The organism is Vibrio sp. 1751 (assembly GCF_033339895.1).
GTDB lineage: Bacteria > Pseudomonadota > Gammaproteobacteria > Enterobacterales > Vibrionaceae > Vibrio > Vibrio alginolyticus.
Genome location: NZ_JAWOVM010000007.1, coordinates 75,857 through 91,575 on the forward strand (window position 1 = coordinate 75,857; position 15,719 = coordinate 91,575).

Annotated in this window: 11 protein-coding genes; 3 read left to right on the forward strand and 8 right to left on the reverse strand. The window is 43.0% G+C overall.

The window, feature by feature from the left end:
- Window positions 1–96 precede the first annotated feature (96 nt).
- Complete coding sequence (locus tag R7041_RS04650) at window positions 97–1,533, reverse strand: arylsulfatase (protein ID WP_225455402.1); 1,437 nt, start codon at window positions 1,531–1,533, stop codon at window positions 97–99.
- A gap of 247 nt (window positions 1,534–1,780) precedes the next feature.
- Here R7041_RS04650 and R7041_RS04655 point away from each other — a divergent pair, with 247 nt between their 5' ends.
- On the forward strand, window positions 1,781–3,298 hold the full coding sequence (locus R7041_RS04655; protein WP_206949097.1) for an arylsulfatase: 1,518 nt from the start codon (window positions 1,781–1,783) through the stop codon (window positions 3,296–3,298).
- 107 nt (window positions 3,299–3,405) lie between these two features.
- Here R7041_RS04655 and R7041_RS04660 read toward each other — a convergent pair whose 3' ends face one another.
- The 3 genes from R7041_RS04660 to R7041_RS04670 all read right to left on the reverse strand — a co-directional run bounded on the left by R7041_RS04660 (window position 3,406) and on the right by R7041_RS04670 (window position 7,043).
- Window positions 3,406–4,404: an HAD family hydrolase gene (locus tag R7041_RS04660; protein ID WP_005385672.1), complete on the reverse strand. Its 999-nt coding sequence runs from the start codon at window positions 4,402–4,404 to the stop codon at window positions 3,406–3,408.
- A gap of 162 nt (window positions 4,405–4,566) precedes the next feature.
- Window positions 4,567–5,664 (reverse strand): hypothetical protein, encoded by a 1,098-nt coding sequence (locus tag R7041_RS04665; protein WP_017634003.1) that lies wholly within the window; start codon window positions 5,662–5,664, stop codon window positions 4,567–4,569.
- A 53-nt stretch (window positions 5,665–5,717) separates the two neighbouring features.
- Window positions 5,718–7,043, reverse strand: a complete 1,326-nt coding sequence (locus R7041_RS04670; RefSeq protein ID WP_206949098.1) for an anaerobic sulfatase maturase — start codon at window positions 7,041–7,043, stop codon at window positions 5,718–5,720.
- A 178-nt stretch (window positions 7,044–7,221) separates the two neighbouring features.
- On the opposite strand from R7041_RS04670, the gene R7041_RS04675 reads away from it, so the two are divergent.
- Window positions 7,222–8,010 carry a formylglycine-generating enzyme family protein gene (locus R7041_RS04675; RefSeq protein ID WP_171345374.1) on the forward strand — a complete coding sequence of 263 codons (789 nt, stop codon included), beginning with the start codon at window positions 7,222–7,224 and terminating at the stop codon, window positions 8,008–8,010.
- Window positions 8,011–8,057: 47 nt separating this feature from the next.
- Here R7041_RS04675 and R7041_RS04680 read toward each other — a convergent pair whose 3' ends face one another.
- On the reverse strand, window positions 8,058–10,388 hold the full coding sequence (locus R7041_RS04680) for a tetratricopeptide repeat protein (RefSeq protein WP_206949099.1): 2,331 nt from the start codon (window positions 10,386–10,388) through the stop codon (window positions 8,058–8,060).
- Window positions 10,389–10,776: 388 nt separating this feature from the next.
- Between R7041_RS04680 and R7041_RS04685 the strand changes: the two genes are divergently transcribed.
- Window positions 10,777–12,342, forward strand: coding sequence for an arylsulfatase (locus R7041_RS04685; RefSeq protein WP_258512460.1), 1,566 nt, complete (start codon window positions 10,777–10,779; stop codon window positions 12,340–12,342).
- Window positions 12,343–12,531: 189 nt separating this feature from the next.
- Here the strand turns inward: R7041_RS04685 and R7041_RS04690 are convergent, their stop codons facing one another.
- From R7041_RS04690 to ectB, 3 genes are all read right to left on the reverse strand, one after another.
- Window positions 12,532–13,953, reverse strand: coding sequence for an aspartate kinase (locus R7041_RS04690; RefSeq protein WP_258512461.1), 1,422 nt, complete (start codon window positions 13,951–13,953; stop codon window positions 12,532–12,534).
- 86 nt (window positions 13,954–14,039) lie between these two features.
- Entirely contained in the window at window positions 14,040–14,426 is a 387-nt protein-coding gene (locus R7041_RS04695) for an ectoine synthase (protein ID WP_047100662.1), read from the reverse strand.
- Window positions 14,427–14,440: 14 nt separating this feature from the next.
- Window positions 14,441–15,706 carry a diaminobutyrate--2-oxoglutarate transaminase gene (gene ectB / locus R7041_RS04700; protein WP_017820939.1) on the reverse strand — a complete coding sequence of 422 codons (1,266 nt, stop codon included), beginning with the start codon at window positions 15,704–15,706 and terminating at the stop codon, window positions 14,441–14,443.
- Window positions 15,707–15,719 lie beyond the last annotated feature (13 nt).

A 15,719-nucleotide genomic window follows, 5' to 3' on the forward strand; every position in this document is an offset into this window, starting at 1 on the left:
AAATGAAACTAGAAAAAACATGGCCCTAAATGGCTCTAATGAGATATTGAACCAAAAACATACCTCATGTATGCGAGAAAGAGCCATTGGGGTAAACTACTTCTGGCGTAACCCATCCACTGGAAATTGATTGAAATTCCCCTTGCTACAATCGGGCTTATATCCAAATGGAGCAGGGAAAGGAATCGTATCGCAGCTTGTTGCAACGGAAGATTCAAACTTTACTCTCTTTCCTATCATGATAGGAAATAACCATGTGGCATTATTTCTTAAATCAAACTCCTCTTTAGGGTCATCAATCAAATTGTATATTTCAGGGATCTGTAATGGGCGCCCTTTCTCCGGCATGATATCTTGATCAATAAAGTGCATCTTGTAATTTTCCCACTTATAAGCGTAGGTTTCAGAGCCATTGTTAACGATAAAACCATCTCGATTAGACTTTTCACTATCTCCCTTTAAAAAGGCCCACTGATCAATACTATCTATTGTTCTATCGCTTGGTAATTTGTATCCACCGACATGAGAAAGTGAGGCAAATAGGTCCACAACATGGATAATTTCATCACTCACTCTGCCCGGTTTGATGTGGTTAGGCCAAGAGGCAATAAATGGTGTTCGGAGAGAGCCTTCAAGAGCCGTAAAGTACGCACCACGCCATGGTCCGCTAGAGCCTTGGTATGGCATATGCCACTCTGGACCGTTGTCAGAAAACCAAATCACTAGTGTATTGTCTTTAATTCCTGCTTTTTCTATTGCACCAATAACTTGCCCAGCTCGAAAATCTATCTCAGCTAACACATCTGAGTAATTTCCTTTGCCTGTTTTACCAATAAAATCAGGATGAGGTAGCGTCGGTAAATGTGGTTGAGTAAAAGTAATTACAGAGAAAAATGGCTTATTCTCTTTCACATTTCGATTTATAAAATCTGTGGCATGTTCAACTAGCTCACTGTCAATCGTTCTACGTGAGTCCAAATTATATTCTTTGACCCCTTTAGGATCCTGCCCTGCTCTAGCTGAAAGGATTTGAGGTTTAGGTAATATAGCTTTATAACCGGGTTGAGAGCTATATTCTGACTCATCCGTCGTATTTGCAATGCCATACCATTCATCAAAGCCTTGATCCGTTGGAAAGCGCCCTTTTTGGTCTCCCAAATGCCATTTCCCGTAAAGGCTCGTGTTATATCCTTGTTCCTTAAACTTCTCTGCAATGGTTATCTCCCAGTTCACCATACCGTAAGGCACTCCCCAAACAACCTTATCTGTCCCAGACCTAAGCGCTCGCCTCCCCGTCATGAATGAGGAGCGAGTTGGCGTGCATTGCGGTTCCACATTAAAATTAGTAAGGCGTACACCTTCTCTAGCAAGTTGATCTAAGTTTTTAGTTTCAACACCTCTGGTACTCCCATAGGAACTTAGTTCCCCCCACCCAAGGTTATCAACCAACATTACCACGACATTTGGTGTCTCTTCCGCAACCACTTCTAACGGGATACATAGAAACAGGATAGTTGCTAGTTTATTTTTCATAGTGTCGCCTTTCATTGAAATTCAATCCTGTAAGTGCGTCTTATCACACTTAAAACACACTAAAGTCTAGTTCATGTTAATTAACATTTTTGAAAAACAGGGATTACTTGGAAGCAACAAAAAACCTCTACTATATTCAACTAACTACATTGTCTCATTTGGTGTCATCTCACTCGACTTCGCCATGATGAACACAATTAGTAACGTTATATAACGATAATGGATTCATTTATCGCGGAGGATTTTCATGCGAAACTCGATTAAAAAGGTAATGGCATTGGTCGGTACATTAGCTGCGTCCACAGCCTTTGCTGCCGATAAGCCCAACATCCTTGTGTTCTGGGGTGACGATGTAGGTGTATACAACATTAGTGCGTATCACAATGGTATGATGGGAGGGAAGACTCCTAACATTGATAAAATCGCCAATGAAGGTGCCATTTTCACAGACGCTTACGCACAACAGAGTTGTACTGCCGGACGAGCCTCATTTATTCTGGGTCAACATCCGTTTCGTACCGGTCTATTGACTATTGGTATGCCCGGCGCAAAAGAGGGTATTCAATCGAAAGATCCTACTATCGCAGAGTTACTTAAAAATCACGGCTATGTGTCTGGTCAGTTTGGTAAAAACCACCTTGGTGATCAAGATGAGCACCTACCAACTAACCATGGGTTTGATGAGTTCTTTGGTAACCTATACCATTTAAACGCGGAAGAAGAGCCTGAGTCTGAGTTTTATCCAAAAGATCCAGAGTTTCGTAAAAAATTCGGACCTCGAGGCGTGTTGAAGGCGACTGCGGATGGCAAAATCGAGGACACAGGTCCCCTTACTCGTAAGCGTATGGAAAACGTAGACCGAGAGTTCATGGATGCTAGCTTGGCATTTATGGAAAAAGCAGTAAAAGAAGACAAACCATTCTTTATTTGGCATAACTCAACCCGTATGCACGTCTGGACACATTTGAGTGAAGAATATCAAGGGAAGTCAGGTTACGGCTTATACGCCGATGGCATGATGGACCTAGATGATCAAGTAGGTGTCATGCTTGATAAACTTGAAGAGCTAGGCGTAGCAGATAACACCATTGTTGTTTTTAGTACTGATAATGGCGCTGAGAAATTTACCTGGCCAGATGGTGGTACTACACCGTTCAAGGGCGAAAAAGGTACGACTTGGGAAGGCGGATTCCGCATTCCGATGATGGTACGCTGGCCTGGAAACATTAAACCAGGAACGGTTATCAACGATATCTTTTCACAAGAAGACTGGATGCCAACTCTACTAGCAGCTGTGGGCGAACCTGATGTGAAAGAAAAACTATTGAAGGGTCATAAAGCAGCGGGCAAAACCTTTAAAGCACATTTAGATGGCTACAACCAACTTGATCTGCTGACTGGTAAAGCTGATGAAGGCGCACGCAAAGAAATCTTTTACTTCGATGCTGGTGGTAATTTAAACGCCGTTCGTTATAAAGACTGGAAGATCCACTTCAGTATTATGGAGGGTGCCATTAATGAGGCATACCGCAAAACACCTAGTTGGCCTTTGATTGTAAACCTTCGTATGGATCCATTTGAGGTCGGTCCAGATGCAGCACTTTACGTCAGACATTTTTACGCTGATCAAATGTGGATGTTCGTTCCTGCTCAAGCTATCGTGCGTAAGTTCCTAGAGACATTTAAGGAGTTCCCTGCAACGAAAGGTAGCTCGTTAAGTATTGAAAAAGTGGTAGAAACAATGACACAGCAACCTAGAAACTAGACCCTAGGTATCGAAGCTACTGTGGAATTAACTAAGGCCTCAATTGTGAGGCCTTTTATTTCGTTGCAATTGTTTGGTTGCAGCAATTTATGGTCAAACAAAGATTATCATTTAGTGCTCTCTTTAAACACTTGATTCCAATCTTGTTTCATATCGACAAATAGCCAACCTTGCTCTTCACCTACTTTAAACGATTTATCTAACTTACCAACATGAGAATCTTTATCATACGCCCATTCGCGCTTGTCATCCGTGTGATGGATAATCGCAGAAAATCTTGGACCTGAACCTGCTTTCGTCCACTCTAACATCTGTAAATCACCATCAGAATTACCAAACGCCATGACCGGACGTTTGCCAATGAAGTTTTGAATCGTCACAGGCTTTACTGCTTTGTCATTGACGAAGTCTATTTCCGGCATGCGTTGGATGGTAGGTTTTCCATCAACACTTTGATATTCCGCCTTTAACGTCGTCCCCACGATGTTTTGCGTTGGAATGCCGTATACTTCCGGCGCCCAAACGCGCATAAATTCAATACCGCCTCCAGAAACGATGTAGGTCTGATAGTCGTTCGCTCTTAAATAGTCGAGCAGTTCGAGCATAGGTTGATAGACCATTTCAGTGTATGGTCTACCCGTTGTTGGATGGACAGCCGTTTTCAACCATTCCTTAACTTCTTGATGAAACTGTTCAGTAGACATTCCAGAATGGGTTGCCATAACAAGCTTCATTACACCTTCGAGTCCTTGTTTACCAATCCCCTCCATGTCACCTTTTAATGCGGAAGCAAAGGGTTCGGTTGTCTTCCAATCAGGATGCTCAGAGGCCATTTCTTTTACTCTATCGATCGCAAAAAACAACTGTAGATAAACAGGCTTTTCTGCCCAAAGTGTTCCATCATTATCAAACGTCGCGATTCGTTGGCTTTCAGGAACATAGGAATCCGAACCTTGGGTCGTTGTTTTCGTAACAAACGCCATAATAGCTTGCTTAGCGTCAGTGTTGTTCCATGACGGAAGTGGATCTTGCATATCAGCAGCAACAGCGTAACTAGACAGAGCAAAACCTGTTGCTAAGACAATCGTCTTTAACTTTATAGCCATCTTAATTCCTTATATTGAGGTGCTAGGTGCGAATCCAATCAAAAGTATAGTTCAATTGAAACAGGCGCATATTGAACTGACATATCCAACGGCCACCAAAGAGTGACACCGTCACTAAATTGGTTCACTATTTTATTGAAATAGGAACATGGAATTTACCGATTAGAGTTTAAATTCATTGGCTTCAACTGATGTAGAGGCACTTTTACGTCCCTTTTTCTGATTGAGCTCTTCAATAACATAGTCGGGAGCGACCTTCGTTAGCTCTGTTAAACAGTCATCCGTTTTAGGGTTGCCGTATCTGACATAGATGTCACACACGGCATACAATTGTTCTGGAGCACCGGATATCAAATACGCTTGCTCAAAAGCGTTGACAGACTTCTTCAAGTCTAACTCTTCTTGCAGAACACCATTTAAATACCAAAAGTAACTGTTCGTCTTTGCCATCGTCGCAGCTTTGTCTATTTCAAACGCCGCTTCTTTCTTTTTGTCTAATCTAACCAAAGCGAGAGATTTAGAATAATGCAGCGAGGCATCTTCTGAATTTAGCTTGATGCCCTCGTCAAGCACGTTGATAGCTTTTTGGTCTAGCTGTTGCGCTCGGAAGTTGTCTGCATAGCTTAACCAAACTTGAGGGTTGTTTGGCTCAAGCTTAGTTAACTCTGGGTATATCAGCGCCGCTTTATCCCAATCACGATGCCAACGGTAAACGTCTGCAAGTAATAACTTGGAAACATTATCGTTCTTACTGGACAAGTGTGCTGTCAGCTCTGAAACAGGCCCTTCAAGTGACTGCTGTTGCTCTGAACTCAAATTGGCGTAATCTCGAACGAGGTTAATCGCTGCTGTAATTCGCACCATGGCGGCGTCATCACTCAATAATGGTGAAATCAAACGCCAACGGTGCTCAATCATATATGGTTGTGCTCCCACGATCGCAGCTTCGCGAATACCTGCATCTTCATCCTGCAACCCACGCGCAACTGCAACCAATGCATTTTGGCTTGGATAGTTGGCTAACTCACGTAAAGCATCAATACGTTTTTCTGAAGACAACTTTTTATTTTGCGCATCATAAGACAGCTTTTCGACTCGTTGCGCCGGTGTCATTTGAGCTTCTTGTGGAGTGACAACCGTTGTCGGCGATACTTGATCTGGGTCTAGCAATGTTGTTTCTTGTGCCACCACGGCTTGACTCGTAGCAATGCCGATCGAGATCACGAGTAATGATTTAGAGAGCAGCTTAATTTTTTGCATTCAATAACCTATATTCTTTCATTTCCGGGCCTGTAGCAGGCGTAGTGACTATCTTAAAACTTCGTTTCAAACACAGTCTGTGTTTGAGTAGCTTGCTGGTGTAGAATCTGGTCACTGTATTTACCGTGAACCACTGGGTTACCTGTCGCTCGTAAGATGTACGCCATCGACTGATCAACATGGGTAAAAAACTTCTTCCAACCCGCGCAGAGATAATTAAGACCAGGCTCACCTTGCCTAGTACGGATAAAACGGTTTTTGGGACATTCTCCAAAACATGCAAATTGATAATCACATTGAAGGCACTGTTGGGGCAGCGTACGACTTTTAGCAAACCCAAATTTCTGCTGCTCAGAGCTATAAGCGAGCGTATCGAGCTTTTCGTGATGAATGTTTCCAACCTTATATTCTGGGTACACGTAATGATCACACGCAAACACATCACCATTAGGCTCCATTGCTAAGCCCTTCCCGCAGATTTCACCTAACGTACACAGTGGGTTTTTTCTGCCCATCCAGGTTTCGATACTGGCTTCAAAGTACTGCACAAACACGTTGCCGATATCGTGTAAAACCCATTCATTGAAAATCGCGATCAGAAAATTTCCCCATGCTTCATCCGCAACGCAAAAAGGCTCAACAACGGCATCTTTATGACCTGGGATCAACCGTTTATCTCCTTGCTTTAGTTGCTCGTTTGGCTCCCAAGTTTGAGGGGCGGTTGTTCTGAATGTTTTCTGCTCAACTATTGGAATAAACTGCATTTGAGGGGAGCGTACTTCATCTCGCAAGAATCGGTACACTTCAAGTGGGTTACGGCCGGTCAAGTTGTTAACACAAGTGAGCGTAGCAAACTTTACTTCGTGCTTATGTAATAGTTCAACCGCATTCATGACTTGCCGGAATGTGCCTCTACCAGCTCGGTTTGTTCGATAAGCGTTATGCATCATTTCTGGACCATCAATGCTTAAACCGACGAGAAAGTTGTTCGCCTTTAAAAACTCACACCATTCATCGTTAAGCAGTGTGCCATTAGTCTGGAGATCATTGGAGATCGCAATGCCATCGGGACGGTATTTATTCTGTAGCTCAACAATTGTCTTGAAATAATCCAAACCTAGCATTGTCGGCTCACCACCCTGCCAAGAGAAAATAATTTCAGGTGTATTTTGTCCCGCTATATATTGACGGATATAGGTCTCGAGCGTTTCCTCATCCATGACTGGTGAGCAGCCTGGCTTGTACTCAAGTAAATCTTGTTTGCTTAGGTAGTAACAATAGGTGCAATCGATATTGCACACTGCACCGATAGGTTTCGCCATGACATGTAATCGCTTGGATGCTTTTCCATTGAACTGCGGACCTTGAGTTATGTGCATTCATCACCTTCTTAGTTGCTAGCCTGCGCCCAACGGCGTTAAGACTAATCATTAAGTTAATCGCCTAGTGTGATGATAATGTTCAATTATTCGTGGCGCTTGTTATAGTGTGTATAACTGTTTTTCATAGACTTGCCTGATAAAATTTTTTGATCATAAATGTTGATGGAGCTCCCCTATGAAGCATTCCAAAAGTAATACTCTTTACCTTGGTGCCACTATTTCGATTTCGCTAATTATCACTGGATGTGCAACAACACAACCTAGCCCTCTTGCTCAAAAAATCGATCAAGATATGGTTCTTATTGAAGGTGGACAATTTATGATGGGCTCGGATAATCCATCAGCAAATAAATCCGAGCGCCCGGCTCGCACCGTTCGCGTGGAAGATTTCTATTTGGCAAAATTTGAGGTAACCCAAGAGTTATTCGAATCGGTTACAGGCTCTTCTCTGAGTTATTTTAGAAACCCAAATACGCCCGTGAATAACATTAGCTGGCAACAAGCCAATTATTTTATAAAGAAATTGAATGAAAAAACGGGAGAGCACTATCGTTTACCCACAGAAGCAGAATGGGAGTTTGCAGCGAAAGGGGGGAATCTAAGTCAAGGATTCACTTACGCGGGGTCTGATGATATTAACGACGTTGCCTGGTATGCCAGTAACTCAAACAATAAGGCACACAAGGTAGGTCAGAAAAAACCGAATGAGCTTGGCTTATACGATATGACGGGTAATGTTGGTGAGTTTGTTATTGATGCGTTTGATGAAGGCTATTACAAATCAGCACCAAGTGATAATCCGGTAAACGCAAAAGATGAAAAAGAAAGCCTTGCACACAAGTCTGTACGAGGTGGTAGCTTTGCCTATGATGCTGACGAATCCGAAAACTATCGTCGCGATTTTGCTAGCCAGTCAGTCATCATGTCCGACATGGGGCTGAGATTAGCGAAAGACGCTGATTAAACTAAGTAAGAAAAAAAGTGGAGCGATAAAAGCTCCACTTTTGGTAATTATCTCCTATTGACCCCAACAATAGAGGCTTTAAGCTGATCAATAGCTTGTTTAGGTGCATAGTGACTAAGCTCTTGTATGCACCTATCGAAAGCAAAAGCGACAGCACCTTTTTTATGATTTCTCGCTAGAACCTCGCATTGAGCAAACAAGTGTTGTGGATTGCCACCGACTTCAAATGCTGTTTGCAACGCTTTACTGGCTTCTAGAACATCGCTTTTTTCTAAAGCTAGACCGTACACGTACCAATAATGCGCATTAGTTTCACCAATTTCTGCGGCGCGTCTAAGTAGCTTTTTCGCATCATCAGCTTTGCCTTGACGCAACAAAGAAAGACCTGCGCTGTATGGTAACGTGCTGGATTTAGGTTGAGCTTTCATCCCTTGTTGTAGCACCGTGAGCGCAGCTTCTTCTTTACCTAGGTGACGATACAAATCTGCTAGGTTAACGTAGCTATTTTCGAAATAGGGTTCGATGCTGATCGCTTGTTTATACAGCTCGGCCGCTTTGTCGATTTCACCTAAGCTGCGGTACACATTCGCCAAATTGGTTCTTCCGAAACCACGATCGGCATTAAACTCTTGAATTTCCATGTACTCTTCTAAAGGTGATTTAATGATATCTTTTTGTAAAGGGGTCATTTGTGCGTAGTTCGCTACCAGCACCGAGGCAGCTTCCGCTCTCACTGAAAGCACCGGGTCACCAAGCAATGGCTCTAGAATCCGCCACCGATCATGAAATTCATAACCAGACGAGCCTGAAATTGCCCCTAATCGAACCATTTCATTCTCATTCTTAACGGCCCTAGCCAAAGATACTGTTGTATTTTGGTCAGTGTTGCCCCCCATTCTCTCCAGGGCTGAAGCACGAATAATGTCTTTTAACGACGAATCCTGAGCAGAGTATGCCAACGCATTTGCTGCTCCTTGATGACCAATTGAATCCGCATAAAATGCGACAGCAAAATGTTGTTGATTACGATACTTCGAATTCGGGTACCATTCTGCTATCTGTTCATCGGCCCATTGATTGCTTTTATCTTCATGGCATGACATGCAAACATTGGGCGTTCCAATGTGTTTGCTCAAATCCGGTCGTGGAATATGCCAACTGTGGTCTCTACGAGGATCGACTTGCATGTAAGTCGTTTCTGGCATATGACAAGTCGTACATTGCGATGCTTCAGATCCAGCCTTATGAAAGGTATGCTTTTCAGGTGTATATTCCGATGCAATATGGCATTGCGAACATACTGCCTCTTCTGGGATCGTTAACTCTGCCGTGTGTGGATCATGGCAATTAGTGCACGTGACCCCCTTCTCCGCCATTTCAGATTGAAGAAACGAACCATAAACATAATCTTCGTCGTAAATCTGTCCATCATGATAGTAGAGTTCAGGTGTTATAAGACTTAAGCGATATTTATCAAAAAAAGAACCTTTAACATGATCACCTGTTTCATTTAACTGGGTTCGGCGACTATGGCATTGAGCGCATGTTTGCACTTGATTGGTTGCTTCAATTGATTTCGGCTGTAACGTACTATGGCCTTCCTCAAACACCCAATCCGACACTGCTTTAGACAAATTTCGATCAAAGCCATAATGGCTGTCATGCTCAAAAGAAGTGCCAGCATTTTTGTATTTCTTGGCCAGTTCTATGTGCTGACTAGCGGGACCATGGCATGCTTCGCATCCCACATTAATCTCTGACCATGAGCTGTTGTAAGTGTTTTTGTCAGCGTCGTAATTCTTCTTTAGGTTCGTTGAATGGCAATCAGCACACATGAAGTTCCAATTTTGCCCGGTATTGGTCCAATAGAATTCATCCGTTGTTGTCGTTTCTGGATAAAGATGAAACCAACGCTGTCCCCCTTCAACTTTAGCTCTTGTGTCCCAAGCAAAAGGAATAAGCTGCACGCGGCCATCTTCAAACTCGACCATGTACTGCTGTAATGGCTCCCAGCCAAATGTATAGCTGATCTTATAGTCATGCCATTGCCCGTCAGAGCCTTGAATGTTGACCCAATATTCGCCGCCTTTTTTAAAAAAACGATTAGGCATTCCTTTGTGCGTTACAACATGGTTATCAAAATCACCACGTACAGAGGTTGTACTTGCATGCTTCATGGCCATATCGTGATGTGACCCTTTCCAAGCCTCCACCTCGTTTTGGTGGCACTCTGCACAAGCTTGTGTGCCAGCATATTCTGGATTTAAGCCTGAAGGAATATTTGGTTTCTCTGTGAATAACTCTTGAGAAAAAGCCATAAAACTGACAACAACGTTGACCAGCAATAAAATGCGAAACCGGCCTGCCCACTGACTCATAGATATCCTTATATTTATAATGTACAACCTAAATCAATATAGACACTAAATCACTGGTTATACAAATAATTACAAGCAATACATAACGACTTTAGTATTGCTTTAGGACCGTAAAACAAGCGAGCATCCTATTGTTTTTCATTTCCATCCCCTCTTCTACTACGCAATAAAAATAAGGCTCTTCAGTGATCTAAATCTACTTTACGAATCTCTACAAACTAACAGAACAATCCTATTTCTTCTTAATTAACAAATAGTTACAACCTAGCAATAACTTATGGTTATATCGAGTATAAGAGGATTTTTCTATATACATCATTAACTTATGCAGCAACTAAGCATAAGGCTCACTTGTGCTTATCTTTACTCTCAACAATCTGGAGTTTTTATGGCAAATCAATTGAGCAAAATCGCTGTGGGCGCAGGACTGTTAGCGGCGTCCAGTGCTGCTATGGCAGCCGACAAACCGAATATTCTGGCAATTTTTGGTGACGATATCGGCTACTGGAATATCAGCGCATACAACCAAGGTATGATGAGTTACAAAACGCCAAACATCGACCGTATCGCGAATGAAGGTGCGTTGTTCACAGATCACTACGGACAACAGTCTTGTACTGCTGGTCGCGCTGCCTTTATTACGGGTGAAGAGCCATTTCGTACGGGTTTGTTAACAATTGGTATGCCAGGCTCTGACCACGGCATACCTGATTGGGCGCCAACCATTGCAGACCTGTTAAAAGAACAAGGTTACATGACGGGTCAATTTGGTAAAAACCACTTAGGTGACCAAGATAAGCACTTACCGACAAAACACGGCTTTGACGAATTCTTCGGTAACTTATATCACCTAAACGCAGAAGAAGAACCTGAAACTTATTACTACCCTAAAGACCCAGAGTTTCGTAAAAACTATGGCCCTCGTGGTGTCATTAAGTCTTATGCCGACGGTAAGATTGAAGACACTGGCCCGATGACACGAAAACGTATGGAGCACGCAGATGAAGAGTTCCTAGAGAGCTCTTTGGCATTTATGGAAAAAGCAGTTAAGGCGGATAAACCCTTCTTTATTTGGCATAACGCCACTCGTATGCACGTTTGGACTCGCTTGCAGGAAAAATACCAAGGTAAATCAGGCGTAAGCATTTATGCCGATGGTATGCTGGAACACGATGATCATGTAGGTGTTTTACTCGACAAGCTGGATGAGCTAGGTGTTGCAGACAACACTATCGTTATCTACTCAACGGACAACGGCGCAGAAACCATGACTTGGCCAGATGGTGGCGCAACACCATTCCATGGTGAAAAAGGTACAACTTGGGAAGGCGGTATGCGTGTTCCTCAACTGGTTCGTTGGCCAGGCGTAATTAAGCCAGGAACCAAGATCAATGAAATGATGGCACACCAAGACTGGTTGCCTACATTATTGGCAGCTGCTGGCGTACCTGATGTAAAAGAAAAACTGGCAGAAGGCTACAAAGCAAATGGCAAAGAGTGGCGTGTACATTTAGATGGTTATAACTTCATGCCATACTTTGAAGGTAAGGAAGAAAAAGGCCCTCGTGAGTCGCTGCTTTACTTTACGTCTAATGGTGAATTAAACGCTGTCCGCTGGAATGACTGGAAACTTCACTTTGCAACGCTTGAAGGGAACCTAAGTAACGCAGTTCGTTTTGCTCCGAACTGGCCTAAAATCATCCACCTACGCGCTGACCCATTCGAAAAAGGCCCAAGCGAATCACAAATGTACTTGCGTTGGATGGCTGACAACATGTGGCTATTTGTACCTGTACAAGACGTTGTGGGAGAGTTCTTTAAAACACTTCCAGAATACCCAATGCAACGTGGCACAGCGATGAACCCTGCTTCACTAAACTACGACTCTCTAAAAATGCAAGAGAAGCTGCAACAACTAAACAAAGTTGAACAAGAAATCAGCAAGTTTAAGTAAACTAAGTTAACGTTAGTTAATCAGTAACATAAGCCAGCAGACCATTCTGCTGACTTATGTGTATCGCCACATAGGAACTTACTTAAATCGCCTGTTTAGCCTATACAAAGTGGGCATTGTGAGTACAAACTGAAAAACAAAAAAAAGGAGAGCTAACCTGCTCTCCTTTGTATTTTAACCGTGGATAAACTAAGCCACATTAACCGATTTAGCTAAACTGCTACTTTGGAAAAACTCATCATGCAATGCGCAAATCGCGTGCTGGTATTCCTTATCACCGACAACAAATTGAACATTTACATTTCTCAATGATGAGTGCAGTGCAACTGGCGTAACGCCATTATTCATCAATGCAAGCACACCTTTCGCCAACGTCTTATTGGTATCAATTTGAGAACCGATGGCTGAGATAAGCGCGACCATACGGCCTTTAATCGAGGCATTCGGATAACGTTTCTCGGCTTTATACAATACTTTGTTTAAGCTATCAGTACTGCCACCTAGATAGTAAGTAATAGAGTTCGCGTTCATCTCTTTACCAACCAAACTTACACGAGCATCGGAGATGATTTCCATCAATTCGTAACTAACGTTATCGGCTTTTCCTACCATTGCTTGGTCAAACAAATGCAGTGCAAATACTTTTTCTTTACCTGCGATGATCTCGACTTTGTCTTCTTCCGGACGATAGCTTGAAGAGATCAAAGTACCTTCGTGTTCAGGTTCGAATGTATTTTTAATCTGTAGCTCAATACCACTTTCACGCAAACCCGCAGCGGCATTTGGGTGAATAGCTTCCATGCCAAGGTTCGCAAGTTGGTCTGCTACGTCATAGTTTGTACTACCAATTGGTAATACTTTTTCAGGACCAACAACGCGTGGGTCTGCTGAGCTCAAGTGGTACTCTTTGTGAATTACTGCTAAATCCGCTTTTGTTATTGCTGCAATTCGGCTAAATGTCATCTCACTATAACCTCGGTCATAAGTGTGCATTAGGCCCTCTTTACAGTAAGCATAACCTGTCACAATTGGCAGTTCTTTTGATACATCGATATCAGCAAACGCGTCACTAATCGACTCATCAAGGCTTCTTGGCGCATGATTATCCCAACCAGACAGGTCAACGAACTTAGCGTTAATACCCATATTTTTTAGTTTTAGTGCTGTGTTGTAAGCACTATGTGCCTCACCGATAGACGAGAGAAACTCTCGAATTTGAGGCAAGTACTGGCGCAACGAAAATTGACCGTACTGACAGGTTTCTAAAATATTCGCGATACAGTTTTTCGCTTCAGCAATGCGGGAGCGAATGAATTTATCCGCACGGATACGATTCATTGGGTCCGCAAAAATATTTTCATTGGTCAGCAACATACGGCTTTCAACGTACGCTAACGCTTCTTCCCATTTGTCGTCGCGTTTCGCGATAAGCTGATAAACGCCTGGTTTACTGGTTTTTTTACACTCGAGCAGCGCATCGGTCATGCCACCGTATGCAGATACGACAAAAATACGATTGTATGGTGTTTTGGGACGAAGAATAATATTGTCGAGAACAGCATCAAATGCTGTCATTGATGTACCGCCGATTTTTTCTACGGTAAATGTCATGATAAGCCTTTTTTGATTGGTAACTTTAAAAAGAAAAAAGAAGAGATAGTAAAGTGTGGGGTGGCAAAGCACCCCACCATCATCTTTTAGTCAACGAGAGGATAAACACCGTTTTCATCGTGCACTTCAGCGCCAGTAATCGGTGGGTTAAACACACACGCCATTACCATTTCTTTATTCTTATAAGCTCTCAAGTAGTGCTCATCGTGTTTATCAAGGATGTATAATGTACCTGGTTTGATTGGGTACGTTTCTCCACCTACAACTTCAATCTCACCTTCACCACTCATACAAAACACCGATTCAAGGTGGTTTTGATAGTGAATATGAGTTTCTGTATCTTCATAAATCGTTGTGACGTGGAAAGAGAAACCCATGTTGTCGTCTTTCAACAACATGCGGACACTTTCCCAGTTATCTGAAACAACACGTCGTTCGCTGTTGCGGCATTCATCTAGAGTTCTGACGATCATAATTAAAATCCTTATTAAGATGCTTGTTTGAAATGTTTCGCAGCGATAGTCTCTACTGCATTTTCAAAGATGCTTAGTCCTTGATCTAGCTCTGATTCGCTGATGGTTAGTGGACAGAAGAACTTCACAACTTCATCGTCTGGACCCGCTGTCTCTATCACCATTCCATTCTCGAAACAGTTTTTCGCGATTTCAGATGCCATGTCACCATTGATACATTCAATACCAACCATCATGCCGCGGCCTTTTTTCTGCACAAACATTTGTGGAAAGCGACGAACACAACGGTCAATAACAGCACTTACCTTGTCTGAACACTGCTTGATGTGTGTTTCAAAATCATCGTTTGCCCAGTAAATTTCTAGTGCTTTTGCAGCGGTAATAAAGGCGTGATTATTGCCACGGAACGTACCGTTATGCTCGCCTGGCTTCCACTGGTCAAGCTCAGGCTTAAGTAATACGACAGCCATCGGCAAACCGTAACCACCGATCGACTTCGATAGCGTCACGATATCCGGTTGGATACCAGACGGCTCGAAACTAAAGAAAGTACCGGTACGTCCACAACCTGCTTGAATGTCATCGACAATCACAAGAATGTCATTGGCTTTACAGATTTTGCTCAAACGTTGTAACCACTCGTTTGAAGCAGCATTTAAACCACCTTCACCCTGCACAGTTTCAAGAAGTACAGCGGCTGGTTTATCCATACCTGCAGAGTTATCATTTAGCATGGTTTCGAACAGCGCGAGACCATCTACGCCAGCGTAACCTTCAAATGGAATACGAGTGACGTTACTTAGACTAGAACCATTACCTTGTCTGTGATGCTGGTTACCCGTTGCAGCCAGTGCGCCAGCAGTACAACCATGGAAGCCGTTAGTAAACGCAACGACGCTGTCGCGGCCTTTTACTTTTTTAGCCAGCTTCAATGCCGCCTCAACAGCGTTAGTACCTGTTGGGCCCGTAAACTGAACCTTGTAATCCAAGTTTCTTGGTTTAAGGATGTAAGTATCCAACGCTTCCAGAAACGATGCTTTCGCTTCTGAGTGCATATCCAAACCGTGAGTAATACCGTCCATTTCAATGTACTCAAGCAACGCTTGTTTTAGTACTGGATTGTTATGGCCGTAATTTAGAGATCCCGCTCCAGCAAGGAAGTCTAAGTATCGTTCACCTTGTTCTGTTTCTAGCCAGCAGCCTTTCGCTTTACGAAAAACGACCGGGAAATTGTTTGAATATGAGCGTACGTTGGATTCCTGCTTTTTGAAAATATCCATGATGAGACCGTTT